Origin of the sequence: Phreatobacter stygius (assembly GCF_005144885.1) — a bacterium.
Lineage (GTDB): Bacteria > Pseudomonadota > Alphaproteobacteria > Rhizobiales > Phreatobacteraceae > Phreatobacter > Phreatobacter stygius.
Map to the genome: position 1 here is coordinate 570240 of NZ_CP039690.1, position 23635 is coordinate 593874.

The 23635-nt window shown below is 66.3% G+C and carries 24 protein-coding genes and 1 pseudogene; 16 read left to right on the top strand and 9 right to left on the bottom strand.

The genetic code is table 11. The features are described 5' to 3' along the window. Positions 1–142: 142 nt before the first annotated feature. On the bottom strand, positions 143–481 hold the full coding sequence (locus tag E8M01_RS02695) for an integrase core domain-containing protein (protein WP_136958696.1): 339 nt from the start codon (positions 479–481) through the stop codon (positions 143–145). On the opposite strand from E8M01_RS02695, the gene E8M01_RS02700 reads away from it, so the two are divergent. Beyond that, positions 474–1844 carry an IS30 family transposase gene (locus E8M01_RS02700; RefSeq protein WP_211596664.1) on the top strand — a complete coding sequence of 457 codons (1371 nt, stop codon included), beginning with the start codon at positions 474–476 and terminating at the stop codon, positions 1842–1844. The two genes, E8M01_RS02695 and E8M01_RS02700, sit on opposite strands and share 8 nt — an antisense overlap. On the opposite strand, the gene E8M01_RS02705 is transcribed toward E8M01_RS02700, so the two are convergent. The 4 genes from E8M01_RS02705 to E8M01_RS02720 form a co-directional block, all read right to left on the bottom strand. Further along, entirely contained in the window at positions 1774–2463 is a 690-nt protein-coding gene (locus tag E8M01_RS02705) for an IS3 family transposase (protein WP_136958697.1), read from the bottom strand. The genes E8M01_RS02700 and E8M01_RS02705 overlap by 71 nt on opposite strands. Then, complete coding sequence (locus E8M01_RS02710; RefSeq protein WP_136958698.1) at positions 2460–2891, bottom strand: transposase; 432 nt, start codon at positions 2889–2891, stop codon at positions 2460–2462. The genes E8M01_RS02705 and E8M01_RS02710 overlap by 4 nt, the downstream gene beginning before the upstream one ends. A gap of 81 nt (positions 2892–2972) precedes the next feature. After that, complete coding sequence (locus E8M01_RS02715; protein WP_246088576.1) at positions 2973–3629, bottom strand: hypothetical protein; 657 nt, start codon at positions 3627–3629, stop codon at positions 2973–2975. 8 nt (positions 3630–3637) lie between these two features. Then, a complete protein-coding gene (locus tag E8M01_RS02720) occupies positions 3638–4654 on the bottom strand; it encodes an LLM class flavin-dependent oxidoreductase (protein ID WP_136958700.1) in 1017 nt (338 codons plus the stop codon). Between the two features lie 639 nt (positions 4655–5293). Between E8M01_RS02720 and E8M01_RS02725 the strand changes: the two genes are divergently transcribed. Next, positions 5294–5731 carry a superinfection immunity protein gene (locus tag E8M01_RS02725; protein ID WP_136958701.1) on the top strand — a complete coding sequence of 146 codons (438 nt, stop codon included), beginning with the start codon at positions 5294–5296 and terminating at the stop codon, positions 5729–5731. A gap of 80 nt (positions 5732–5811) precedes the next feature. On the opposite strand, the gene E8M01_RS02730 is transcribed toward E8M01_RS02725, so the two are convergent. Continuing rightward, a complete protein-coding gene (locus E8M01_RS02730) occupies positions 5812–6711 on the bottom strand; it encodes an HNH endonuclease (RefSeq protein ID WP_136958702.1) in 900 nt (299 codons plus the stop codon). A gap of 179 nt (positions 6712–6890) precedes the next feature. Between E8M01_RS02730 and E8M01_RS35440 the strand changes: the two are divergent. Next, positions 6891–6974 (top strand): annotated as a pseudogene (locus E8M01_RS35440) (glutathione S-transferase family protein); the annotation flags it as partial. A gap of 26 nt (positions 6975–7000) precedes the next feature. Here the strand turns inward: E8M01_RS35440 and E8M01_RS02740 are convergent. Beyond that, entirely contained in the window at positions 7001–7498 is a 498-nt protein-coding gene (locus E8M01_RS02740; protein WP_136958703.1) for a DUF6653 family protein, read from the bottom strand. 578 nt (positions 7499–8076) lie between these two features. On the opposite strand from E8M01_RS02740, the gene E8M01_RS02745 reads away from it, so the two are divergent. From E8M01_RS02745 to E8M01_RS02790, 11 genes are all read left to right on the top strand, one after another. Beyond that, on the top strand, positions 8077–9762 hold the full coding sequence (locus tag E8M01_RS02745) for an ABC transporter substrate-binding protein (protein WP_136958704.1): 1686 nt from the start codon (positions 8077–8079) through the stop codon (positions 9760–9762). A 116-nt stretch (positions 9763–9878) separates the two neighbouring features. Beyond that, entirely contained in the window at positions 9879–10832 is a 954-nt protein-coding gene (locus E8M01_RS02750) for an ABC transporter permease (RefSeq protein WP_136958705.1), read from the top strand. Between the two features lie 4 nt (positions 10833–10836). Continuing rightward, entirely contained in the window at positions 10837–11739 is a 903-nt protein-coding gene (locus E8M01_RS02755) for an ABC transporter permease (protein WP_136958706.1), read from the top strand. Next, positions 11736–12746: an ABC transporter ATP-binding protein gene (locus tag E8M01_RS02760; protein WP_136958707.1), complete on the top strand. Its 1011-nt coding sequence runs from the start codon at positions 11736–11738 to the stop codon at positions 12744–12746. Before E8M01_RS02755 ends, E8M01_RS02760 begins: the two co-directional genes overlap by 4 nt. A 12-nt stretch (positions 12747–12758) precedes the next feature. Further along, positions 12759–13763 carry an ABC transporter ATP-binding protein gene (locus E8M01_RS02765; protein ID WP_136958708.1) on the top strand — a complete coding sequence of 335 codons (1005 nt, stop codon included), beginning with the start codon at positions 12759–12761 and terminating at the stop codon, positions 13761–13763. Positions 13764–14031: 268 nt separating this feature from the next. Continuing rightward, the gene (locus tag E8M01_RS02770) at positions 14032–15231 is read left to right on the top strand and encodes an IS256 family transposase (RefSeq protein WP_136958628.1); all 1200 of its coding nucleotides are present in this window, start codon (positions 14032–14034) and stop codon (positions 15229–15231) included. A 389-nt stretch (positions 15232–15620) separates the two neighbouring features. Beyond that, on the top strand, positions 15621–16820 hold the full coding sequence (locus E8M01_RS02775; RefSeq protein ID WP_136958680.1) for an IS4 family transposase: 1200 nt from the start codon (positions 15621–15623) through the stop codon (positions 16818–16820). A 245-nt stretch (positions 16821–17065) separates the two neighbouring features. After that, on the top strand, positions 17066–17233 hold the full coding sequence (locus E8M01_RS34940; RefSeq protein WP_170181746.1) for a hypothetical protein: 168 nt from the start codon (positions 17066–17068) through the stop codon (positions 17231–17233). 109 nt (positions 17234–17342) lie between these two features. After that, complete coding sequence (locus E8M01_RS02780; protein WP_136958709.1) at positions 17343–18068, top strand: aspartate/glutamate racemase family protein; 726 nt, start codon at positions 17343–17345, stop codon at positions 18066–18068. Positions 18069–18163: 95 nt separating this feature from the next. Then, positions 18164–18520, top strand: coding sequence for a PilZ domain-containing protein (locus E8M01_RS02785; protein ID WP_136958710.1), 357 nt, complete (start codon positions 18164–18166; stop codon positions 18518–18520). A 163-nt stretch (positions 18521–18683) separates the two neighbouring features. Then, positions 18684–19256 carry a hypothetical protein gene (locus E8M01_RS02790; RefSeq protein ID WP_136958711.1) on the top strand — a complete coding sequence of 191 codons (573 nt, stop codon included), beginning with the start codon at positions 18684–18686 and terminating at the stop codon, positions 19254–19256. 35 nt (positions 19257–19291) lie between these two features. On the opposite strand, the gene E8M01_RS02795 is transcribed toward E8M01_RS02790, so the two are convergent. After that, the gene (locus tag E8M01_RS02795; protein ID WP_136958712.1) at positions 19292–20299 is read right to left on the bottom strand and encodes a peptidoglycan-binding domain-containing protein; all 1008 of its coding nucleotides are present in this window, start codon (positions 20297–20299) and stop codon (positions 19292–19294) included. A gap of 136 nt (positions 20300–20435) precedes the next feature. Next, positions 20436–21065: a TetR/AcrR family transcriptional regulator gene (locus E8M01_RS02800; RefSeq protein WP_136958713.1), complete on the bottom strand. Its 630-nt coding sequence runs from the start codon at positions 21063–21065 to the stop codon at positions 20436–20438. Positions 21066–21184: 119 nt separating this feature from the next. Between E8M01_RS02800 and E8M01_RS02805 the strand changes: the two genes are divergently transcribed. Both E8M01_RS02805 and E8M01_RS02810 read left to right on the top strand, forming a co-directional pair. Then, complete coding sequence (locus tag E8M01_RS02805; protein ID WP_136958714.1) at positions 21185–21886, top strand: SDR family oxidoreductase; 702 nt, start codon at positions 21185–21187, stop codon at positions 21884–21886. A gap of 631 nt (positions 21887–22517) precedes the next feature. After that, the gene (locus E8M01_RS02810; protein WP_170181747.1) at positions 22518–23471 is read left to right on the top strand and encodes a DUF2865 domain-containing protein; all 954 of its coding nucleotides are present in this window, start codon (positions 22518–22520) and stop codon (positions 23469–23471) included. Positions 23472–23635: the final 164 nt, after the last annotated feature.

Below are 23635 nucleotides of genomic sequence, written 5' to 3' on the forward strand. Positions count from 1 at the left end.
CGCCACAGCCCTACGGCATTGCGAGACGCACTCACGTGATGCGCATGCACATGTGACGCAAATAAGGGGAATGAGGTACGTGGAGTGCACCCCTTCAATGAGACAGTCGAATTTAAGTGACAGTGGGCATGGGTTGGGGAGTTCAGTCGGATCGAGGGATGGAAAGGTCAGCTTCGAATTCGGTTGGGGGTTTGTAGGCAAGAGCGGAATGGAGCCTCTGGCGATTATAGGTTGTCTCCAGGAACGCGCCGATATTGCGCCTGGCTTCGTCGATTGAGGAATAGGTGTTTGCGTTGACCTCCTCCTTCTTCAGGGTCTTGAAGAAGCTTTCGGCTTTGGCGTTGTCGTAGGGATTGCCGGGCGCGCTCATGCTGAGACGGACAGCATGGTCATGGAGGCGCTTGGTGTAGTCGGCGCTGGCATATTGGGCGGATTCAAACGGTCGTCGCAACACTCTGAAGTTGGAGGTTGCGATGAGCATCCGAAAGCGGCGATCGGCACGGTCTGGACGAGCGCCATTACCTTCACCAGGACGGCCGCCTTTGGCGGGGCGCGATGAACAGATTCGATTCTGGCGGGCGATCGCCGCGGGGCTGAGCAGCGAAGATGCTGCTCTCGAAGCCGGAGTGTCGCAGCCTGTAGGAACCAGATGGTTCCGAAAGGCGGGCGGTATGCCACCAGCAATGTTCAGATCCTCGGCAAAGCCGCCTGGTCGTTACCTGTCATTGGTGGAGCGTGAAGAGGTCGCACTTCTTAGGGTGCAGGGCCATTCCATGCAGGAGATCGGGCGCCGCCTGAGGCGAGCCGCCTCGACAATCTCCCGTGAACTGCGGCGCAACGCAGCCACGCGCAGCGGCGGGTTGGAGTATCGGGCGACGACTGCCCAGTGGCATGCGGATCGATCGGCCCGTCGGCCCAAACCGACCAAGCTTGCGCTCAACACAACCTTGCGCACCTATGTGGAGGAGAGACTTGCCGGCGTCGTCGTGGCTCCGAGCGGCGTTTCCGTTCCAGGTCCTGCCGTTCCGTGGAAGGGCCGCCGGCATGGCCCGCGAAAGGATCGGCGATGGGCAAGGGCCTGGAGTCCGGAGCAGATTGCCCGGCGCTTGCCGATCGACTTCCCGGACGACAAGACGATGCGTATCAGCCACGAAGCCATCTATCAGGCCCTCTTCGTTCAGGGCCGGGGGGTGCTGCGCCGCGAACTGACGGCCTGCTTGCGAACAGGACGCGTGTTGCGGGTGCCAAGGGCGCGCGTCCGCAGGCGAGGCAAGGGCTTTGTCTCGCCCGAGATCATGATCAGTCAACGCCCCGTCGAAGCAGCCGATCGAGCGGTGCCTGGCCACTGGGAGGGAGACCTCATCCTCGGTCTTGGCAGCTCGGCGATCGGCACGCTGGTCGAGCGCACAACGCGCTTCACGATGCTGCTGCATCTGCCCCGCCTCGCGGGGCACGGCGAAGCTCCTCGCACGAAGAACGGGCCAGCGCTCGCGGGACACGGAGCTGAGGCCGTGCGCGATGCGATCGCGCGCACCATCATCACCTTGCCCGAAGAACTGCGTCGCTCGCTGACGTGGGATCAGGGAGCCGAAATGGCCCAGCACGATCGTCTCAAAATCGATGCGGGTGTCCAGGTCTACTTCTGCGATCCGCAAAGCCCATGGCAGCGCGGCACCAACGAGAACACCAATGGGCTGCTGCGTCAGTACTTCCCGAAAGGCACCGACCTGAGCATCCACAGCGCCGATGAGATTGCCGCCGTGGCAGCGGTCCTCAATGCCCGACCGAGAAAGACGCTGGGCTGGAAAACGCCGGCAGAGGCGCTTGACGCGTTACTGCCATGAGTGAACACAATCGGTGTTGCGACGACCGTTTGAATCCGCCTTGGACGCCTCTGTCGGAATGATGGATCAGGCTGTCGGGCGGCGGCTTGCGGTGGCGAAGGGCCATGTCGAGGGCTGCGAGAGCCAACTCGGCGCGCAAGTGCTCATCCAGCGCCCAGCCGACGACGCGGCGGGAGAAGGCGTCGAGGATGACGGCCAGATAGACGAAGGCTTCGGCCAGGCGGACATAGGTGATATCCGCCACCCAGATCTGATCGAGCCCCGTGGGGATGAGCGATCGGATCAGGTTAGGCGCGATGCGAAAGCCATGATGGCTGTCGGTGGTTCTGGGCACGAAGGCCTTGGTGCGCAGGGCGAGCAGATTGTCCTCGCGCATGAGGCGCAGCACCCGCTTGGCGTTCACCTCGATGCCCTGGCGCTTGAGCGTCGCGGTCATGGGACGGTAGCCATAGTGCTTGTGCGCGAGGGCGATGCGATGGATGGCGTCGCGCAGATCGGCGTCGGCTCTGGCCGGGGCTTTGCGCTCGAGGAAGCGATAATAGCCGGCGCGAGACACACGGCCGAGACGGCAGAGCTGGTCGATGACGGCGGCGCCTTGCAGGGTGCTGCTCCCGGTCATGGCTTGGATGACCGCGTAGAGCCGGGCACGGACGGTTCGGGCGTCTTGTCCGCGTCCAAGGCCTGCAAGGCACGTTGAAAAAAATCGAGGCCCGCCTGCTGCCGGCCAATGATGCGTTCGAGTTCGCCGATGCGGGCCTGTGCGTTGGCCAGGGCCTGCGCCTGATCGGGCGGAGACGGTTTGGCGGGCGCAGCCAGAGCGGCCGCCAGGCGCCGCGCGCGCAGACCAGGCTTGGGGCCGCGCTTGTGGCAGAGCCCGCTGGCCCCTTCCGCCCGCCACAACGCCCGCCAGCCATAGAGCACCTTGCGGCTGATGCCGAGGCCGCGAGCGACCGCCGCCAGCGTCTCGCCGGCTTCAAGCCGAGACATCGCCGCCTGCTTGAACGAAGGCGGGAAACTGCGTGTGGGAGTCCTGGGCTTGTCGGGCATTCAGCCTCCGAGCGCCCATGTCACCCTAATTCATTTGTCTCACAAATGGGGTGCAGTCCATACGTGTCACCGTAGTTTCGCTCAACCGACATGACCACTCAGCATGTGATCAGCCAGGCTGTAGCAGTGGCTCGCCTGATAGGCGTTTCGACCCCGGTTCATATGTGTCAGGTTGAACGCCCTGATGGCCCGCAACGTGCGGGGCGCGCCGAGGACTTTGCTGATCGAGGAGACGCCGCGGACCTTGATGCCGAAAATGTCCTCGCCGCGGGGAAACACATAGCTGACGTCTTCCGGCGTCGTGACGCAGCGCTCGAGGAAAGCTTCGTCCACTCGGCCCCGATCGAGCGAATGGTCGGTGGTGAAATCGGAAAGATGCACCAGGAATAGCGCGCGGATGCCCTCGCCATCCGCATAGAGCGAGAAAAGCTCCATCCAGCTCGCATTGACGCGAACGAGCGCCTTGCCCGGGGTCGACGGCAGACAGGAAACCGACCAGTAATACCGCTCGGTCCGGCGCGGAATCGGGATGCAGTGGTGGCCGTAGTCCCTGATGATATCAAGGACCTGCTGCGCCTGCGGTCGGCGCAGCAGCTTCTCGAACCGCGTGACGTATTTGAAGCGCAGTTCGAGGGATTCCGAGCGCTCGTCGGCGTCGGACAGGATCGTCTGGCCCTGCATCCACTCGCGCTGCTGCTGAAGATCCAGGAATCGGCGCAGACCGGTGAGGCTGACCATTCCCGCCATCATCGCCACCCGAGGGCGGGGGCGACATGTTTCAGAATGGCCTCGATCACATGGGCACTATATGCGACGCCGAGCTGGTTTGGCACGGTGAGCAGCAGTGTGTCGGCCTCGGCTATGGCCTCGTCTGCCTTCAATTGCGTGATCAGCCGGTCGGGCTCCGCAGTATAGGAGCGCCCGAAAACGGCGCGCATATTGTCGATGATGCCGATCTGGTCGCTGGTATCGCCGCGCCCGAAATAGGCGTGGTCGCGATCGTCCATGAGCGCGAAGATCGATCGGGACACCGACACGCGAGGCTCCCAATCGTGGCCGGCCTCTTTCCACGCCTGCCTAAACAGGCGAATCTGCGTGGCCTGCTGAACGTGAAACGGCTCGCCAGTCTCATCTGCCTTAAGGGTCGAACTTTGCAGGTTCATGCCCTGCTGGGCCGCCCAGAGCGCCGTGGCGTTCGACGCGGACCCCCACCAGATGCGCCGGCGCAAACCCTCCGAATGGGGTTCGAGTCGCAGCAATCCAGGCGGATTGGGAAACATGGGGCGCGGATTGGGCCGGGCGAAGCCTTCTCCCTTCAACAGATCAAGAAAGACTTCCGCGTGGCGTCGCCCCATGTCGGCATCGCTCTGTCCCTCTTCCGGGACATGGCCGAAATAGCGCCAGCCGTCGATCACCTGTTCTGGCGAGCCGCGGCTGATGCCGAGCTGGAGCCGGCCATTGCTGATCAGGTCGGCGGCGCCCGCATCCTCGACCATGTAGAACGGGTTCTCGTAGCGCATGTCGATCACGCCGGTGCCGATCTCGATCCGGTTCGTCTTCGCACCAACGGCTGCGAGCAAGGGAAAGGGTGAGGCAAGCTGCTGCGCGAAATGATGGACCCTGAAATAGGCGCCGTCCGCGCCGAGTTCCTCGGCCGCCACGGCAAGCTCGATTGACTGCAGCAGCGTGTCCCTTGCCGAGCGTGTCGCCGACTGGAGCGAGGGCGACCAGTGCCCGAAAGAGAGAAATCCTATTGTCTTCATCTGATTCCTGGGCGCCGGTGCATGGCGCGATATTCGTGTCCCGCAATCCCATATATAGCTCGGCTGAACGGGCTTGATGCAATCGCGGCGTCGCCTCTCGGCGCGCGCTTTCGGTTGCGCCGGAACCTTCCCACAGGCGCGGCTCCACCATTTGGCTTCAATCGCGAACGCAAGGAAGCGGCGGTGGCCAGTACGCGAGACGCCCCATTGGCGCGCAGCTCCGTGGTCGCCTGTTCGAGCTCCGCCGCCGCCCGCCCTTCGGCGGTCGCGAGGCCAAGTCGGGGCTCAAATGCCATTGCGGTCCATTGCGGTGACACGTCGAGGCGGTGGCGGGCGCCCCGCCGACCGTACCGTCATCAAGCGCGGCAGGGTCGTCGTGCGCAACGGCGAGTTGACCGAGCCGGTGGCATGAACCGCGACTGATCGATCACCCGATCAGGCGCACCACCGCAAGACCCGGCACGCAACGGTGGACGGCAAGCGGTGCGGTACTGTCTAATGCGCGAAATGTGTGGGGGCGAAATGAGCGTCGAAGAGACTGGCCTTTGGCCATGGCGCGACTGGTCTGGTGAACCTGTCCGGCCCGTGCCGTCATGGGCATCCCGTCCGGCGAACACGTCTCTTTAGAGGAATGGGCCAATGGATGGGCTTGTCATCCTGCTTCTCGTCATTCTGGTCGGGATCTATTTCATTCCGACCATCGTGGCGTTCTCCCGCGAGCATGACTATCGCTGGGTCATCTGCGCCCTCAACATTGTCGGCGGCTGGACCTTCGTCCTTTGGGGCGTGGCATTGGTCTGGGCGGTCTATCCCACCAACAAGACCTTCGCCGATCCACTGATCGGATCGGCAACCGGCCTCGGCATACGCAATACGGGCGATGTGCTCGGGGAAGCCGATTTCGGCCGCCAGCGTGGCTACAGCGCTGCGCAATTGGCCAGCCCGGCGGTCGTAGCGCCGCCGCGCGAACGGCAAGGTTCCGTCATCGATGCCTTGGAACGGCTGCAAAAGCTACGCGACAGCGGTGTCCTGACCCAGGACGAGTTCGAGATTCAGAAGCGCGAAGTCTTGAAATGACGCGGGCTGATCGAGCGCTTTTGTCGCTGGGGCGATTGCGCTCAGCTTTGGGGGATTGAAGGACGCGTCACCGCAATTCCTCACTGCTTGAAGCAGTGCTCGCGATGCCATTGCAGGAAATGCGGATGCGGCTGATCCGAAACCCGCCGCGGTTTCAGCGCGCGGCCGCTTTTGTTCAGAATTCCGCGCACGCCGTCGGGATCGTTGACCTGCCGGGAGACCAGGATCTCCAGGTCGTCGGCGAAGCTGATCAACCCGCGGTCGAACATCCAATGCGCCGTGCCGGACAGAGCCATCCCGTTGCTGACGATGTCAGGCCCGTTCGCCTCGACCGGCCGGATATGCGCCGCCGCGACCTCCGCTCGGCCGCCGCCATTGATCAGCTTCAGCCCGGTGACGGCGCAGCGTTCATCATAGGCGCGCAACACGACCCGGCGGAAAACGCGGTCCCGGACGATACGCGAGGTCAAGGAACTGACCCGGTCGCGGGCCTGCTCGAACTGGAAAGGCGCCTGGTCCTCCTGAAGCGCCAAGGCAGAGCCGGCATCGTCGACGCGCGGCAGCAGCGGGGCGCTCTGATCCAACCCCAGCTCGATGATGCGATTGAAGTCGGCGGGCGAAACCGGACGGACCGCCCATTGCCCACGCGGCGAAACTCGTCCTCGTTCGTCGAGCACGCCTCGCTCGACTACGCCGTCTGTGCCTCTGAACGGAACCGGATTGGCAAAGTCGAGATAGCTGCCGGGCTCGATGACAGCGATATACATGCCGGGCGTAGCCGGATCGGCAATGACCTGCTGGACCCGGGCTATGGCGAAATAGCCGCGCGTGCCGCGAACCTTGCCAGGCTCGTAATAGACGATCCAATCGCCGACACAGGCCCGAACGCGGCCGAGATACTGGCGTGGAAACTGGTATCGCTCAGCGGGGCTGTCATCGTAGATCGAATCTGAGCGGTGGATGAAGACCCCGAATCCCATGCAGTTTCTATAGCGTGAGGATGCTCGACACTCACCTTGCCGTTTCGGTGAGCCTGCCATGCCTGACCCAGGGTCTGCCATGCGGACAACCCGGACATGGAACAGGGTCGTCTTCAATCCCGGTGAATTTGCCTTCCAGCGTGCCAGAGCCGAAGATTTCGCCAGGGAGGCGCCTCACGATGACCATCACGATTACCGCCTTTGAACGCTCACCCGATGGCGGCAAGGGACTGGCGCGGGATACGCGCGTTCGCTGGGCGCTGAATTACGGTGACACGTACCTAATTCCCTATTTTTCACGTCTCACGTCAGGCCCCCATTCTCTCCCCTCATAAAGCCTCCCCAACCTATCAATCCGCCACAGCTGTGCCATCACGACCAAACTCGCCCCGAACACCGTCGGCCAGATCTCCAGCATGATCAGCCCCCATCCGAGCAGCCCCGCGCCGACCACGCCCGGCACGGCCAGCCAGCGGAAGGCGAGGCGGTCGCCCGGCGGCACCAGGTCCGGGCGTTCGAGCCAGAGCTTCTCGCCATAGATGCCCTTGGCGGCCCAGGAGCGCGGCGTGTCGACGGGGGCGAAGACATGCGGGTTGACGACGAGCCAGAGGATCACCAGCGCGATGGGGATGAGCGCCCACCAGCCGAGCCAGGTCCGGCTCCAGACGGCGAGGATCATCGCCGGGATGGCGGCGAAGCGGGTGTAGACGCTCCAGGGATTGGCGTGGCGGCGCCAGGCTTCGTCGGTCATGCCGAAGGCTTTGGCGATCACGGCGAGACGTCGCATGCGTGGTCTTTCCTCTTCGGATTGAGATCAGATCAGATCGGAGTGCCGCATCAAGGATAGCCGTCCTTCGAGGGTCGCTTCGCAAGCCTCGCACGTCGTCTTGGCCGGGCTTGTCCCGGCCATCCACGCATAGGGTGGGCGAAGGAAAGTCATGGATGGCCGGGACAAGGCCGGCCAAGACGGTGAGGGCAAAGCCTCCTCGCTTTCCCTCCTCGTCCCCACGCCAAGACCTGCGCTTTTTTGCGCGCGAGGTGCCGTCAGCGGCGAGCCTCGAAGGACTGCTATCCTTGATGCCGTTCGCTTCAATTCGAACCGTCGCCCCGCCGGCGCCACTCGCCCCATGCATGCATGCGTCAATCCAGCGCTGCCTCGCTGGCCATTCTTGCCCTCGAACGCTTCAGAACAGTCTTGCGGCACCCGTCAATCTGCACAAGGATTGATCATTATGCACCAGCGTCCGGCATGGGGCCGGGCGTCCGATCCGCCGAAGCGATGAAGGCCTGCGCAGATGGGCCGCTTCGGCAAGCTGGCATGTCACTTGCCAGCGATGATCCCCGGGCATCAGGGAGAAAAAACGCATGTGGTCCAGCTTTCGTCCGGCCGTCCTCGCCGGCGCCGTCCTGTCTAGCGCCGTTCTGGCGCTCGCAGGCACACTCCTCTCGACAACCTCGGTCCTGGCACAGGAAAAGGTGCTGCGCATCGGCATGACCGCCGCCGACATTCCGCGCACCCATGGCCAGCCCGACCAGGGTTTCGAAGGCAACCGCTTCACCGGCATCCCGATGTATGACGGGCTGGTCAACTGGGACCTGTCGCGCGCCGACGCGGCCTCCGTGATCATTCCGGGCCTGGCGCTCGAATGGGCTGTTGATGCCACCGACAAGACCAAATGGATCTTCAAGCTCAGGCCGGGCGTCAAATTCCACGACGGCTCGCCGTTCAATGCCGCGGCGGTGGTCTGGAACGTCCAGAAGGTGCTGGACCAGACCGCGCCGCATTTCGACCAGAGCCAGGTCGGCGTCACCGTCTCGCGCATGCCGAACCTGAGATCGGCCCGCGTCGTCGACGACCTGACGGTTGAACTGACCACCTCGGCGCCGGATTCGTTCCTGCCGATCAATCTGACCAACCTGTTCATGGCCTCCCCCACCCATTGGCAGAAGCTGTTCACGGAAGTGCCGGCCAGCGTCACCGATGCGCGCCAGCGCTCGCAGGCCGCCTGGACGGCGTTTTCCGGCAACCCCTCCGGCACCGGCGCGTTCCGCGGCGTGCGGCTGGTACCGCGCGAGCGCTTCGAGATGGTCGCCAACAAGGAGTATTGGGACACCGCGCGGCGGCCGAAGATCGACCGCGTCGTGCTCTTGCCGCTGCCGGAGCCGAATGCCCGCACCGCCGCCCTGCTCGCCGGCCAGGTCGACTGGATCGAGGCGCCCTCGCCCGACGCCGTGCCGCAGATCACCTCGCGCGGCTTCAAGATGTATACCAATGCCCAGCCGCATGTCTGGCCCTGGCAATTCTCCTTCCGCGAGGGCTCGCCCTGGGCCGACCGGCGGGTGCGCCAGGCCGCCAATCTCTGCATCAACCGCGACGAGCTGAAGCAATTGCTCAACGGCCTGATGGAAGTGCCGAAGGGCACGGTTCCACCCGGCCATCCCTGGTGGGGCAATCCGACTTTCGACATCAAATATGATCTCGCCAATGCCCGCCGCCTGATGCAGGAAGCCGGCTTTTCGGCGCAGCGGCCGGTGACGGTGAAAGTGCTCACGTCGGCCTCCGGGTCCGGCCAGATGCAGCCGATCGTCATGAACGAATGGCTGCAGCAGGCGCTGAAGGAATGTTTCTTCAACGTCGAGCTGGAAGTCGCCGAGTGGAATTCGGTGTTCACCAACTGGCGCGAAGGCGCCGGCTCCGCCGGTGCCCGCGGTTCGAATGCGATCAACGTCACCTTCGCCGCCATGGACCCGTTCTTCGCCATGGGCCGTTTCGTGACCCGCCAGGCCAATCCGCCGACCTCGAACAATTGGGGCTTCTTCAACTCCGACGAGTTCGACGGCCTGGTCAACACCGCCCGCACCACCTTCGACGCGACCGGCCGCGACAATGCGCTGGCCGCCCTGCACAAACGCATCGTCGAGGAGGCGCCGTTCCTGTGGGTTGCCCATGACGTCGGGCCGCGCGCCATCTCGCCGCGCGTCACCGGCGTGGTCCAGCCGCGCTCCTGGTTCATCGACATCGCGCCGATGGATATCCGCGCCGGCTCCTGAGCTGTCGACGGCCCATCATCCGGCGGCCCGCGACGGGCCGCCGGAGCCTGTCCGGATGACCCCCTGACGCCGGCCCCTGCACCGGGCCGGCGCGTCAGCCACTCGAGGTCCAGCCCATGCTCGTCTACCTGGCCAAGCGGCTCGTCTACACGATCCCGATCGTGATCGGCGTCTCGCTCGTCTGTTTCGGGCTGGTGCATATCGCGCCCGGCGACCCGCTGGTGTCCGTGCTGCCGCCGGATGCGTCCGAAGCGCTGAAACAGCAAATGATGATCGCCTATGGTTTCGACCGGCCCCATTACGAGCAGTTCTTCAAATGGTGCCTGCGCGCCCTTCAGGGCGACCTCGGCACCTCGATCGCCTCCGGCCGCTCGGTGACGACGGAAGTCTTGCGGGCGGTCAGCAACACGCTGACGCTGGCCTTCGTCGCCACCATGATCGGCTTCTTTTTCGGCCTGCTGTTCGGTTTCGTCGCCGGCTATTTCAGGAACAGCCCGATCGACAAGATCGCCTCCTTCCTGTCGGTCATCGGCGTCTCCGTGCCGCATTATTGGCTCGGCATGGTGCTGGTGATCATCTTCTCGGCCCAGCTCAACTGGCTGCCGCCGACCGGCGCCGGTCCCGGCGGCTCGTCGGAATGGAAGCTCGACTGGGAACATGTCCGCCACCTGATCCTGCCGGCGGTGACCATGAGCGTCATTCCCATGGGCATCGTGGCGCGCACCATCAGGGCGCTCGTCGCCGATATCCTGAGCCAGGATTTCGTGCCCGCGCTGCGCGCCAAGGGCCTCTCCGAATTCGGCATTTTCGGCCATGTGGTGAAGAATGCCGCGCCCACCGCGCTCGCCGTCATGGGCCTGCAGCTCGGCTACTTGCTTGGCGGCTCGATCCTGATCGAGACGGTGTTCTCCTGGCCCGGCACCGGCTTCCTGCTGAACGCCGCGATCTTCCAGCGCGACCTGCCGCTGCTGCAGGGCACGATCCTGGTGCTCGCCCTGTTCTTCGTCGGCCTGAACCTCCTGGTCGACGTGATCCAGACCGCCATCGACCCACGCATCCAGCGGAGCTGACCCCATGACCTCAGTCGCTTCGCTGCTGCCCCAGGATCCGGCCAAGACGGCCACCGCGATCGAGCGCTCGCCCGGCTACTGGTCGGGCGTGTTCAGCCGGGTGCGCAAGGACAAGGTGGCGATGGTCGCCGGCTGCCTGGTGCTGGCTCTTCTGCTCATGGCGGTGTTCGCACCCTGGATCGCGCCGGCCGACCCTTATGTCGGGCGCACCATAAGGCGGCTTCGCCCGGTCGGCACCGAAGGCTTCCCGCTCGGCACCGACGAGCTCGGCCGCGACATGCTCTCGCGCCTCATCTATGGCGCGCGTTATTCCCTGATGATGGGCGTGACGCCAGTGCTGATGGCCTTCGGCATCGGCAGCCTGATCGGCATCGTCTCCGGTTATGTCGGCGGCAAGACCAACACGATCATGATGCGCACCATCGACGTGTTCTATGCCTTCCCTTCGGTGCTGCTGGCAGTGGCGCTCTCGGGCGCGCTCGGCGCCGGCATCCAGAACGCGCTGGTCTCGCTCACCGTGGTGTTCATCCCGCCGATCGCCCGGGTCGCCGAGGCGGTGACCACCCAGGTGCGCAACCGCGATTATGTCGAGGCGGCGCGGGCGTCGGGTGCCAATGCCATGACCATCATCCGGGTCCATGTGCTCGGCAATGTGCTGGGGCCGATCTTCGTCTACGCCACCGGCCTCATCTCGGTGTCGATGATCCTCGCCTCCGGCCTGTCCTTCCTCGGCCTCGGCGTCCGCCCGCCCGAACCCGAATGGGGCCTGATGCTGAACACGCTGCGCACCGCCATCTACACCCAGCCTTTGGTGGCAGCCCTTCCCGGCATGATGATCTTCTTCACCTCGATCTCGTTCAACCTGCTGGCCGATGGCCTGCGCTCGGCCATGGATGTGAAGCAATGACCCAGCCGCTCCTGACCATCCGTGGCCTGGTCAAACATTTCCCGGTCTCCGGCGGCGCCCTGTTCGGGCCTAAGAAGGTCGTCCGCGCGGTCGACGGCGTCGATTTCGACGTGCTCGACGGCGAGACGCTCGGCATTGTCGGGGAATCCGGCTGCGGCAAGTCGACCACCGCCCGGCTCTTGATGCACCTGATCAACCCGACCTCGGGCGAGATCCTGTTCGACGCCGCCAAGGTCGGTTCGCCGGACCTGAGCCTGACCGCCTATCGCCGCCAGGTTCAGATGGTGTTCCAGGACAGCTACGCCTCGCTGAACCCGAGGCTCACCATCGAGGCCTCGATCGCCTTCGGGCCGCAGGTCCATGGCTTAAGCAAACAGCCGGCGATCGACCGCGCCCGCGACCTGCTCGCCCGCGTCGGCCTGGAACCGTCGCGCTTCGCCGGCCGCTATCCGCACGAACTCTCCGGCGGCCAGCGCCAGCGGGTCAATATCGCACGCGCCTTGGCGCTGCAGCCCAAGGTGGTGATCCTGGACGAAGCCGTCTCGGCGCTCGACAAATCGGTCGAGGCCCAGGTGCTGAACCTGCTGATGGACCTGAAGGACGAGTTCGCGCTGACCTATATCTTCATTTCCCATGACCTGAACGTGGTCCGCTACATGTCCGACCGGGTCATGGTCATGTATCTCGGCAAGGTCGCCGAGATCGGCCCGTCGGAGGCGATCTTCGGCCAGCCGCTGCACCCCTATTCCTCGGCGCTGACCCGCTCCATGCCGACCATGGACCCGGACAACCGCACCGAGGTGGCGCCGATCTCGGGCGACCCGCCGAACCCGATCGACCCGCCGCCCGGCTGCCGGTTCCACACCCGCTGCAGCTTCGCCGAAAGCCTGTGCAGCGGCCACCAGCCGGCGCTGATCACCGCCGGCGACCATCACCATGTCGCCTGCCTGATGGCGGAAGCCGGCTCCGGCCATTCCAAGGCGCCGCCCCTGCGCGTCGCGGCCTGAGGAGAGGCGACCATGCTGACCACGCCGCCGACCGTCGACATCCAGAACCTGCACGTCACCTTCACCGGTGGGCCAAAGCCGATCCGCGCGGTCAACGGCGTCGACCTGACGCTCGACCGCGGCGAGACCCTGGCGATCCTGGGCGAATCCGGCTCCGGCAAGTCGGTGACGCTGCGCGCCATGCTGCGGCTCAATCCCGAGCGGCGCACCCAGATCTCCGGCACGATCCGGGTCGGCAACGAGGACGTGCTGGCCCTTAAACCGCGCGAATTGCAGGCCTTTCGCGGCCGCACCGTGTCGATGATCTTCCAGGAGCCGGCGCTGGCGCTGGACCCGGTCTATACGCTCGGCCAGCAGATCGCCGAGACCATCGTCAAGCACGAGGGCGGCTCGACGGCGCAAGCCAGGCAGCGCGCGCTCGACCTGTTCGAACGGGTGCGCATCCCCTCGCCCGAGCGGCGCCTGGACAATTTCCCCCATGAGATGTCGGGCGGCATGCGCCAGCGGGCGATGATCGCGCTGGCGCTCGCCTGCAATCCCAAGGTGCTGCTCGCCGACGAGCCGACCACCGCGCTCGATGCCACCGTGCAGATCCAGATCCTGCTGCTGATCCGCGAATTGCAGCGCGAGCTCGGCCTCGCCGTGATCTTCGTCACCCATGACATTGGCGTCGCCGTCGAGGTCGCCGACCGGGTCGCGGTCATGTATGGCGGCCGCATCGTCGAGACCGGGCCGATCCGCGAGATCATTCGCGCGCCCCGCCACCCCTATACGATCGGCCTGTTGAAGAGCCGCGCCCATGACGCGCTGGCCAAGGGCACCCGGCTCGACGCCATTCCCGGCTCGCCGCCGGATCTCGCCAACCTGCCGCCGGGCTGTTCGTTCGCGCCGCGCTGCAAGCTGGCGCTGCCGGCCTGCACGGCGGCCACCCCCGAACCGGTGGCGGTCAGCCCCGGCCACGAGGCGCGCTGCTTCAGGACCGACCAGACCGTGGCGGTGCCCGGCATTTCGGCGTGAGAGCGGTGATGAATCAACCCTCTCCGGGAGGGCTACCGGATTCACACATCTCGACAATCCATGTCTTGGCGCGGTGTTTCTCGCTTCGTCATGGCCGTGCTTGTCACGGCCATCCACGTCCTCCGCGGTCAAGGCAATGCGTGGATGGCCGGCACAAGGCCGGCCATGAGGTCGTGTCCCGATTGGTGGTGTAACTGACGGGTGGTCATCGGCGGTTGCCGGTTAGGTTTGGGTTGCGACGACCAACCCCGAACCGAGAGATCCACCGATGACCGACGAGATGATGAACCTGCGCGGGCTGCTGGAGAAGAGCCCCGACGCCGATTTGCTGCGCGAGATGATCGGCTTTGCCGCCGGGCGGCTGATGGAGCTCGAGGTCAGCGGCCTTGCCGGCGCCGGCTTCGGCGAGAAGAGCCCGGACCGCCTGGCCCAGCGCAATGGCTATCGCGAGCGGGATTGGGAGACCCGCGCCGGCACGGTCGAGCTGCGCATCCCGAGGCTACGCAAAGGCTCCTACTTTCCGGGCTTTCTGGAGCCGCGCCGGCTGGCCGAGAAGGCGCTGACCGCGGTGATCCAGGAGGCTTACATCCAGGGTATCTCGACCCGCTCGGTCGATGACCTGGTCAAGGCGATGGGCATGAGCGGCATCTCGAAGAGCCAAGTCAGCCGGCTCTGCGAGGAAATCGACCAGCGCGTCCATGCCTTCCTCGACCGGCCGATCGAGGGCGACTGGCCCTATCTGTGGATCGACGCGACCTATGTGAAGGTCCGCCAGGCCGGCCGGATCGTCTCGGTGGCGGTGATCGTGGCGGTCGGTGTAAGCGGCGACGGTCGGCGCGAGGTGCTGGGCATGGATATCGGCCCCTCCGAGGCAGAGACCTTCTGGACGGCGTTCTTGCGCAAACTGGCCAGACGCGGCCTGCGCGGCGTAAAACTCGTCGTCTCCGACAGCCACGAAGGCATCAAGGCGGCGGTCTCCAAGGTGCTCACCGCGACCTGGCAGCGCTGCCGCGTGCACTTCATGAGGAATGCGCTCGCCCATGCCGGCCGCAGCGGGCGGCGCGTTGTCTCAGCCTTCATCGCCACCGCTTTCGCCCAAGACAATGCAACGGCCGCCAGCCAGCAATGGCGCCGGGTCGCCGACCAGCTCAGGCCAACGGTGCCGAAACTGGCGGCTCTGATGGATACCGCCGAGACCGACGTGCTGGCCTATATGACCTTCCCGACGCAGCATCGGGCAAAGCTCCACAGCACCAATCCGCTGGAGCGCGTCAACGGCGAGATCAAGCGCAGGACCGAGGTGGTCGGCATCTTCCCCAACGAGGCCGCCATCGCCCGGCTCGTCGGCGCGATCCTGCTCGAACAGAACGATGAATGGGCCGTCCAGCGGGCCCGCTACATGACCCTGGAAACCATGGCCGGCCTGAGCGATGATCCTAGTGTCGGCCTGCCAGCCGTGGCAGCCTGACCAGCCCGGCCTATGCCGGTGATCGTGGGGCCTTGCGCCAGCTACACCACGCTACGGGACATGACCGGCCATGACGAAAAAGGTCGGCGCATGCGCTATCCGTGGTTCTCGTGCGAAGCCTTGAGAGGTGGCGAATTCAGGCCCCTTTGAGAGATGTGTGCACCCTCTCCCAAAGGGCTACGACATTCACACATCGTGGGTTGCGAGGAGGATGCGGCTCTGATTCCTTGATCCGCAGATAGCGGGAGGAAGCAGATGCAGGAGCATGGGCTGGGGCGGTTTGGCGACCGCCGGCTGGAAAAAGGGGGGTCTTTTTGCACCGCCGGCTGGTCGAGTGGGGTGGTCGTGGCATTCGGATTCGGCCGCTGGGCGGCAACCGGCGAGGCGAGATGCGCCTGACCCGTTTGCTGCGCAATCCGGCGGTGACGGTCGAAGAGATGGCGGCGACGGCGCAAGAGCGCACGGCGGAACGGTGTATCGGCCGGCCGGTGCTGGCGATCCAGGACACCACCAGCATCAAGTCGAGCGGCGGCGGTGGGCTTATGTTGCATGCGATGATCGCGGTGGATGCCGAGGACGGCGCCATCCTGGGGTTGGCGCATGCTCAATTCATGAGCCGCGACAAAGGCTTGCGTGGGGAGCGGAAATCCCGCCCATTGGCGGCGAAAGAGAGCCGGCGCTGGCTGGAAGGGGGCGAAGACGCGGCCAGGATCGGGGCGCTGGCTCGTAGCGTGACGGTGATCGCCGATCGCGAGGGCGATATCTTCGAGGCCTTTGCACGACGCCCGAAGGACATCGAGCTTCTGGTCAGGGCGGCCCAAGATCGCAGCCTCGGCGATGGCGGTCTGCTGTTTGCCACCGTGGATGCCTTGCCTGAGGCCGGCCGGACCCTGCTGGACCTGCCGGCCAAGCCCGGCCGCAAGGCGCGCCAGGCGCGACTGGCGGTCCGCTTCATGGCGGCGCAATTGGCACGTCCCAAGGCCGGCACACCAGGACTTGAGGCCCTGCCGGCGAGCGTCGGCATGACGCTGGTCGATATCCGCGAAGTCGATCCACCGGCGGGCGAGCCGGCGGTTCACTGGCGGCTCTTGATCTCGCGCGCGGTCCGCGACATCACCGAAGCCCTGGCGGTGGCCGAGCTCTACCGGCGTCGTTGGGCCATCGAGCAGTTGTTCCGCACCCTGAAGACCCAGGGCTACGACATCGAAGGCCTGCGCATCGCCGAGGATGTGCCCCGTCTCAAGCTGGTCATGGCAGCGCTGGTGGCCGCGGTCAGCGTCCAGCAACTCGTCCATGCTCGTGACGGCGCATCGCCTCAGACCCCGCTCAGGCCGCTCACCGATGCCTTCCAGCCGGAAGATCAGCCCTTGCTCGAGGCGCTCTCGGCCAAGCTGGAGGGCAAGACCCAGCGGCAGAAGAATCCACACCCCAAGGGCTCGCTCGCCTTTGCCGCCTGGGTTTGCGCAAGGCTCGGTGGCTGGACCGGATATTACGGCAAGCCTGGCCCGATGGTCATGCTACAGGGCTGGCTATCCTTCTACGATGCCAAGCAGGGATGGGACGCTCTCGCCCAGGCAAAAGATGTGTGAATCTAGTAGCCCTCTGGGAGAGGGCTATTTTCCAGCCCCCGCTCCCTTGCGATTTTCCTCGCGCGCACGGTCCTCAAGCGCGCCGGGATGCGATAGGATCGCCGCGATCCCCGCCGTTCGCGGTGCCATGTCCCCATCGTCGCGACAGCCGCTGCGTGCGGAGCCCTCTCGGCCTCCGCACGGTTCGCCTGCCGACCATCGCGCCCGCGACGCCGGGCGCCCCACAGCCAGGAAGGCCGCCGCCCATGGATATGCAGTTCAAGAAGCGGGTTCCGCGCAAGAAGGAACCGGTGCGCAACGTGACTTTGTCGGCCGAGGCCAAAAAGGCCTACGAAGACCTGCTGAAGCAGAAGGAAGAGCGCGAGCGCGACTACGCGCGCCATCTCGGAACGCCGGAATATAAGGGCCGATAGGCCCGGGTGGTCGTCGGGCCTCGTCTGGCCGGCCGCCCGTGATAACCTCGACCTTTCCTGAGAACCGGCGGAACCACCGCCTGACCGTCCCGTAAGCTGTCGAGCCACGATGCAACTGACCATCGTCAATCCCAACACCACAGCCTCGATGACCCGCGCCATCGGCGCGGCCGCCCGCGCTGCGGCGAGCCCCGGCACGGTCGTCACGGCGGTCAATCCGGACAGCGGGCCAGCCTCCATCGAGGGTTATTACGACGAGGCCTTGTCGGTGCCCGGCCTGCTCGGCGAGATGCGCAAGGCGGGCCGCGCCGATGCCTTCATCATTGCCTGTTTCGACGATACCGGCCTCGACGCCGCCCGCTCCATGGTCGAGGTGCCGGTGATCGGCATTGGCGAGGCGGCCATGCACATGGCCACTCTCGTCGCCGGCAAGTTCAGCGTGGTGACCACCCTGGCGGTTTCGGTGCCGGCGCTCGAGCACAATGTCCTGAAATACGGCTTTGCCCATCGCTGCGCGCGGGTGCGCGCCTGCGAGGTGCCGGTGCTGGCGCTGGAAGATCCGGCCTCCGGCGCGCGCGCCAAGATTTCCGCCGAGATCGCCAGGGCGATGGCCGAGGACCGGGCCGAGGCCATCGTGCTCGGCTGCGCCGGCATGGCCGATCTCGCCCGAAGCCTCAGCGCAGAGCATGGCCTGCCGGTGGTCGATGGCGTCGCCGCGGCGGTCAAGCTTGCCGAGGGCCTGGTGGCGCTCGGCCTCAGGACCTCGAAGGTCGGCGGCTATGCGCCGCCACGGCCCAAGACCTATGCCGGAGGCTTGGGAAAAGCCGAGGCGTAAACGCCCCGTTAAGCGCCAGCGCATAAAACACATGAGCCGATTGCCTGTCGGAAAAGTCTGTTTTTCGGACGCATTCTTGTCGGACCTGACGACCCATGAGTGAACGCCGTATCGCGCCGCGATCCCGCACATTCTGGAAGGGAACCATCGTGTTCCCCGGCGGCCTGCGCTCGGTCGAATGCACGGTGCGCAATTTCTCGGAAACCGGCGCCCGGCTCGATTGCGGCTCGACTATCGATATCCCCGATCACTTCGAGCTGAAGATCCCGCAGCGCGGCGCGGTGTTCAATTGCCAGGTCGCCTGGCGCCGCGGCCAGGAGATCGGCGCGCATTTCGTCAAGGATCAGGTCGATGGCGTCGTCACCGTGATCAACGAGAAGCTGAAGGCGCTGGCGGCCCAGAACAAGAAGCTGCTGCGCCAGATGAACGAGCGCGACGCCGACACGCTCTGACCGCCGCCTCGCCGGCGTTTTTCCCACGGGACATGCTGCGCTGCGAAGTGGTATCCCTCGCGCCGAAGGGACGTCTCGGCATGCCGCAGCAGGCTTTCTTGAGCGACATCAGCGCCGCGCCATCGGGCGCACCGGGCGCCGCCCGTCACGCGGGCCGGCAACCTTGAGGCCCTATGCGCCGGTCGAACGGTTCGCGCTCGCCGCGACGCCGGCCCGCCTGGCCCTGGCGCTCGCCGCCGTGCTGGCGGCCTTCCTGATCAGCGCCTTCGCCCATGCCCCGATCGAACAGCTGTTGCGCGGTGGCGACTGCAGCCTGATCGATTGCCTCCGGCCGCTCCGGCCGGAAACCCGCCATGCCGGTTATGGCGCCGAGGATTTTCGCGCCTTCCTCGTCCAGATCGGCGCGCTGCGCGGCCGGGCGCTGACGGCGCTCGCCGCCGACCTGCCGCTGATCGCGGCCCTTGGCGCGGCGCTCCTGACCGGCGCCGGCATCGCCACCCGCGGCCTGCCGCTCGCCCCGCGCACCTTCCGCTTGCTGTTCCTGCTGCCGGTCGCCTTCGTCGTGGCCGATCTCGTCGAGGACGGCCTTCTGGCGCTGGCCTATGCCGGGCTCGCCGACACCAGCACGCTCGTCCCCTGGGCCTCGTCGCTGAAATTCGCCCTGATCGCCGGCAGCACGGTGTCGAGCCTGCTGCTCGGCATGGCGCGCTGGGCCTTGCGCGCGCCGTCGGAGTGATCAGGCCCATCGGGCCTTGACGCGACCGGACCGGCCTATTGTCCAAGCTTCAGGATCAGGCCGCCGGTCGCCTGGCCGCCAACCACCAGGCCCGATGCGGGATCATAGGTCAGCACCACGCCGCCGGCGATATTGATGCCGATCCGGTCGGTGACATCGAGGGTCAGGTTGGCGGGAAAGATGCCGGCGGTCGCCTGCGGCCGAAAGCTGCCGGGCGAATTCTGGATGCCGACCTGGGCATAGGGCTGCCAGAAGTGGAAATTGCCCACCGGCCCGAGCCGGTCGACATCGGTCACCTGCGCGAAGAACGCCACGACCCATTCGCCGCCGGCAAGGCCGGGCACCGGCGTGCCGATCTGGATCCCCGAGGTGACCTCCTGATGCGGCCCTTTCTCGTCGCCGCCCATGACCACGGCCTGCAGGGCCAGCGTGAAGCCGAATTGCGCCGCCTGCCCGAGCGTCGCCTGGCCGCCGGGCACCAGCTCGAAATGATGCAGGTCGAAGGCGAGGCCGGGGCTGGGCGCCGGCAGGACATTGGGCAAGGGCAAGGTCAGCTGCGGCGCCTTCGGCGGCTGGATCGGCGGCGCCAGGATCGGCATGGCGAGCCTGGGGAATTTCTGCGTCTGGAACGAGATGACGGGCGACACCATGTTCGCCGGGAACTGGATCTGGTTGGCCAGCAGGTTGGGCGTCACGCCGGGCGGCGGCTGGCTGCCGGGCAGGCCGGGAAAGATCAGCGGGCCGGGCCCGAGCTTCGGCGGCCTGATGCCCCTTCTGACCTCAGGCATGACCAGCCGCATGCCGAGCGCGGTGACGGTGACGACCCGCAGCGGAAACAGTTTGCGCCGGGTGTTCTGCCCGACAATGCCATCGGGATTGAGCCCGCTGCGGCGCTGGAAGAAACGCGTCGCCGTGTCGGTCGCCGGACCGAACTTGCCGTCGTCGTCAAGCCGCGGGTGTTTGCCGGCCAGCGCCAGGTTCAGGCCCTGCTGCACCGCCCGCACGTCCTCGCCATTCTGTCCAAAGGCCACATTGCGGAGCATGCGACAACTCCCTCCGTCCGCTCAGGACGCGTCGTCTAGGGTCCGGGCTCAACAGGCGGTTCGCAGGCGATCAGCGATTGGCGCAAGCCTATCATTGCGCCGGGCGCGGAGGATAGCCGGGTGCGGCCGGGCCGGTTCAGCGGCCGGCGGCGAGTGCATCCGGCAGGCCGTGCAGCAGGGCCCAGACCCCGCGATCGAGCAATTGTCCCGGGTCGACCAGGTCTTTCGGACGCGCCACCGAGCCGGACACCGACAGGCTGGCGAGGCCGTGGGTCAATGCGAAGACCAGGATCGCCGCGGTGCGGACCGTCTCCGGATCATCGGTGCCGAGCGCGCGGCCGACCGCCTGGCGCAACATGGCGAAGCCGCGATCCTCCTCCGCCGGCTTGCTGTCGTCGCCGGCCGTGCCGGAATTGAACATGGCGGCATAAAAGGCCGGCTCGTCGCGGGCAAAGGCGAGATAGGCCCGCCCCATGGCGTTGAAGCCGGCTGCGCCGCCCGCGGCGGCCGCCGCCGCCAGCCGCTCGCCGAGCGCCGCGAAACCGAGGCCCGCGACTTCGCGCAGCAGGCTCTGGCGATCCTTGAAATGCCGGTAGGGCGCCGCCGGCGAGACACCGGCGAGCTTGGCCGCATCCGACAGGGTGAAGCCGGCCGGCCCGCGCTCGGCGATCAGCCGCCGCGCCGCCTCGATCAGCGCTTCCTTGAGATTGCCGTGGTGATAACCGCGCCGCTGGGCGAGGTTGGAAACAGGGGGACGGGCAGCCATGTAAATAGCCGTAACTTCGGGCGCATGGCTGGTCAAGAACATTGTGACTTGGTTTCGGGCCGCCGGTGGCTCCTGATGGCGGCCGCACGATTCCAGCCGATACCGAAGAGGACGTCATCATGCCCGCCATTCTCGTCACCGGCGCCAACCGCGGCATTGGCCTGGCGCTGGTCGAAGCTTTGCTCGAGCGCGGCGACCGGATCGCCGCCACCGCGCGCGACCCGGCCAGGGCCGACGCGCTGCTCGCCCTGGCCGGCCGGGCGCCGGACCGGCTCTCGGTGATCGGGCTCGACGTGGCTGATCCGGCCTCGGTCGCGGGCCTGGCCGGCCGGCTTGCCGAGGCCGGGCTGACCCGCCTCGACGTGCTGGTCAACAATGCCGGCATCATTGGCCCTAGCAGGCAGTCGACGCTCGACATGGATTTCGACGGCTTCGCCGAAACGCTCGCCGTCAACACGCTCGGGCCGCTGCGCGTGGTGCAGGCCGTGCTGCCGCTCCTGAAGGCCGGGCGCGAGGCCAGGATCCTGACCATCACCAGCGCCATGGGCTCGATGAGCCACACGACATCCGACCGGATCGCCTATCGCGCCTCCAAGGCCGCCGTGAACAAGGTGATGCAGGGGCTCGGCACTGACCTCGGGCCCCAGGGCATCGCCGTGGCGGTTGCTCACCCCGGCTGGGTCCGCACCGACATGGGCGGTCAGTCGGCCGCGGTCGCGCCGGCCGACAGCGCCCGGGGGCTCATCGGTCTGATCGACCGGATGCGCCAGGGCGAACCCTGCTCGTTCCACGACTGGTCGGGCCGGGCCGTACCCTGGTAAGTTATAGGACATCCGATAGGACAGAACATCTCACCTATCATCCACAGCCCAGCCCGGGCAAATTCGCCAGACTTGTCAAAGAGCTCCGCGACGGTCTTGGCGACGGCCCGGCCGGGCGCGACCGAATCCGCTTTGCAAAGGCCAGCCGGACTGTCTAGCCTCCGCCGTTGCGGTTCCTGAAAGGGAGGTGACCCGTGGAGCTTGTCCGACACGTGAACGTTGTTGCCGTGTGTGCCGCATTCGCGTTTTTCGGAGCTATTCTGTTCGGCGCCTTCTGAAGACCGCGGGCCGGTCCGTTCCAGGCGCCGAACCACGGCCTGTTCGATGCACTCCCGCCGGGCACCCTGCCCGGCTTTTTCTTGGCGGCGAAGCGCGAGGCATGACCGTTCCGACTGGTCTTGTTGCCGTCTCTTGCAGCATTCGCTCGAAATTTCGCAATTGACGACATCGAACTGCAATAGTCCTATGCGACACGCTGTGATGCTCAAGGCCGACACCTGTCAACGACAGGTTGCCGTGACGATCTAACGACACCAAGACTTCCTCAATCTCCCGTTTCTTTCCGAATGGCCGACTTCCGATTGCAGTGGTTCGACATCGTCCGACATGCCGGGTGATGAGGTGGGGCTTCATGATTGCTCGGGCTTCTGGTTTTGCCGCGGTCCTGTTGAGTGGTCTCTTACTGGCGGACGCGCGCGCGCCGGCCGCCGCCCAGGACAATGATCAGATCTATGCCGTGATCCGGCGCGACGCCGAAATGCGCGCGGCGCGGCGCGGCGAGGCGCCATCCCGCAACAGCTCCTGGCCGGGTTTCCAGCTGTTCGGCGGCGGGCCGCCGCGCGAGGTTCCGCTGATCACCGTCAGGCCGCGGGCGAATCCGGCCGGGCCGCACCAGGCATCGGCCGGCCAGCGCCAGAACGGCAATTTCCGCATGCCGGGCGGCACGCGGGCCTATTGCGTCCGGCTGTGCGACGGCTTCTTCTTCCCGGCCCCCGCCGGCGCCAGCGAGGGCCAGGGCGACCAGCAGGCAACCTGCAACAGCCTCTGCCCGGGCACCGAGGTGGCGCTCTATACCGCCCGGGGCGGCGCCGCGATCGAGGACGCCAGCGGCCCGCGCGGCCAACCCTACGCCCGGCTCGCCACCGCCTTCCGCTTTCGCGAGACGACGGTCGCGGCCTGCACCTGCCAGGGCCGGGCGACCAACGGGCTCGCCCGCCTGCCGATCACCCACGACTTCACGCTGCGTGCCGGCGACGTCGTGGTGACCGACAATGGCGTCAGGGTCTTCGCCGGCGCGGCACGTTTCCCCTATCGCCAGAGCGATTTCGTCGATGCCCGCTCCTATGGCCGGCTGCCCGCCGACATGCGGCGCCGGGTCACCGAGATCCAGGCCGGCATCCAGGCGCGCGACACCGGATCGGCGGCGCCGGTCGCCCGCACCGAAGGCCATTCGGCCCGGGCCGCGGCGCGCCGCGCCGGCATGGCCGATGCCGCGGCCTCCCTGCCGCTCGGCGCCGGCACCACCTCGACCGAGGGCGTGCGCATCCTCGACATCACCCGCCGCACCGACACCAGCATCCGCTAGGCCCCGTCGTGCCTGGAAACCGTCGCCGGGAACAATGCGCCGGCGGGCCCGTTGGCTCCTCTGAAACGAAGCGCGACCGGGAGCCGGCATGCGGCGATTTGCGGCTTTTCTGCGATGGCCAGTTGATCAACAACCGTGCAATGCTGTATGACGCGCGCCGCAAC

What these genes read in the sequence shown, in the direction of transcription:
- E8M01_RS02700 (WP_211596664.1), top strand. Translation starts at nt 474, where the DNA reads ATGAGCATCCGAAAGCGGCGATCGGCACGGTCTGGACGAGCGCCATTA.
- E8M01_RS02695 (WP_136958696.1), bottom strand. Translation starts at nt 481, where the DNA reads ATGCTCATCGCAACCTCCAACTTCAGAGTGTTGCGACGACCGTTTGAA.
- E8M01_RS02705 (WP_136958697.1), bottom strand. Translation starts at nt 2,463, where the DNA reads ATGACCGGGAGCAGCACCCTGCAAGGCGCCGCCGTCATCGACCAGCTC.
- E8M01_RS02710 (WP_136958698.1), bottom strand. Translation starts at nt 2,891, where the DNA reads ATGCCCGACAAGCCCAGGACTCCCACACGCAGTTTCCCGCCTTCGTTC.
- E8M01_RS02715 (WP_246088576.1), bottom strand. Translation starts at nt 3,629, where the DNA reads ATGGTCAGCCTCACCGGTCTGCGCCGATTCCTGGATCTTCAGCAGCAG.
- E8M01_RS02720 (WP_136958700.1), bottom strand. Translation starts at nt 4,654, where the DNA reads ATGAAGACAATAGGATTTCTCTCTTTCGGGCACTGGTCGCCCTCGCTC.
- E8M01_RS02725 (WP_136958701.1), top strand. Translation starts at nt 5,294, where the DNA reads ATGGATGGGCTTGTCATCCTGCTTCTCGTCATTCTGGTCGGGATCTAT.
- E8M01_RS02730 (WP_136958702.1), bottom strand. Translation starts at nt 6,711, where the DNA reads ATGGGATTCGGGGTCTTCATCCACCGCTCAGATTCGATCTACGATGAC.
- E8M01_RS02740 (WP_136958703.1), bottom strand. Translation starts at nt 7,498, where the DNA reads ATGCGACGTCTCGCCGTGATCGCCAAAGCCTTCGGCATGACCGACGAA.
- E8M01_RS02745 (WP_136958704.1), top strand. Translation starts at nt 8,077, where the DNA reads ATGTGGTCCAGCTTTCGTCCGGCCGTCCTCGCCGGCGCCGTCCTGTCT.
- E8M01_RS02750 (WP_136958705.1), top strand. Translation starts at nt 9,879, where the DNA reads ATGCTCGTCTACCTGGCCAAGCGGCTCGTCTACACGATCCCGATCGTG.
- E8M01_RS02755 (WP_136958706.1), top strand. Translation starts at nt 10,837, where the DNA reads ATGACCTCAGTCGCTTCGCTGCTGCCCCAGGATCCGGCCAAGACGGCC.
- E8M01_RS02760 (WP_136958707.1), top strand. Translation starts at nt 11,736, where the DNA reads ATGACCCAGCCGCTCCTGACCATCCGTGGCCTGGTCAAACATTTCCCG.
- E8M01_RS02765 (WP_136958708.1), top strand. Translation starts at nt 12,759, where the DNA reads ATGCTGACCACGCCGCCGACCGTCGACATCCAGAACCTGCACGTCACC.
- E8M01_RS02770 (WP_136958628.1), top strand. Translation starts at nt 14,032, where the DNA reads ATGACCGACGAGATGATGAACCTGCGCGGGCTGCTGGAGAAGAGCCCC.
- E8M01_RS02775 (WP_136958680.1), top strand. Translation starts at nt 15,621, where the DNA reads ATGCGCCTGACCCGTTTGCTGCGCAATCCGGCGGTGACGGTCGAAGAG.
- E8M01_RS34940 (WP_170181746.1), top strand. Translation starts at nt 17,066, where the DNA reads ATGGATATGCAGTTCAAGAAGCGGGTTCCGCGCAAGAAGGAACCGGTG.
- E8M01_RS02780 (WP_136958709.1), top strand. Translation starts at nt 17,343, where the DNA reads ATGCAACTGACCATCGTCAATCCCAACACCACAGCCTCGATGACCCGC.
- E8M01_RS02785 (WP_136958710.1), top strand. Translation starts at nt 18,164, where the DNA reads ATGAGTGAACGCCGTATCGCGCCGCGATCCCGCACATTCTGGAAGGGA.
- E8M01_RS02795 (WP_136958712.1), bottom strand. Translation starts at nt 20,299, where the DNA reads ATGCTCCGCAATGTGGCCTTTGGACAGAATGGCGAGGACGTGCGGGCG.
- E8M01_RS02800 (WP_136958713.1), bottom strand. Translation starts at nt 21,065, where the DNA reads ATGGCTGCCCGTCCCCCTGTTTCCAACCTCGCCCAGCGGCGCGGTTAT.
- E8M01_RS02805 (WP_136958714.1), top strand. Translation starts at nt 21,185, where the DNA reads ATGCCCGCCATTCTCGTCACCGGCGCCAACCGCGGCATTGGCCTGGCG.
- E8M01_RS02810 (WP_170181747.1), top strand. Translation starts at nt 22,518, where the DNA reads ATGATTGCTCGGGCTTCTGGTTTTGCCGCGGTCCTGTTGAGTGGTCTC.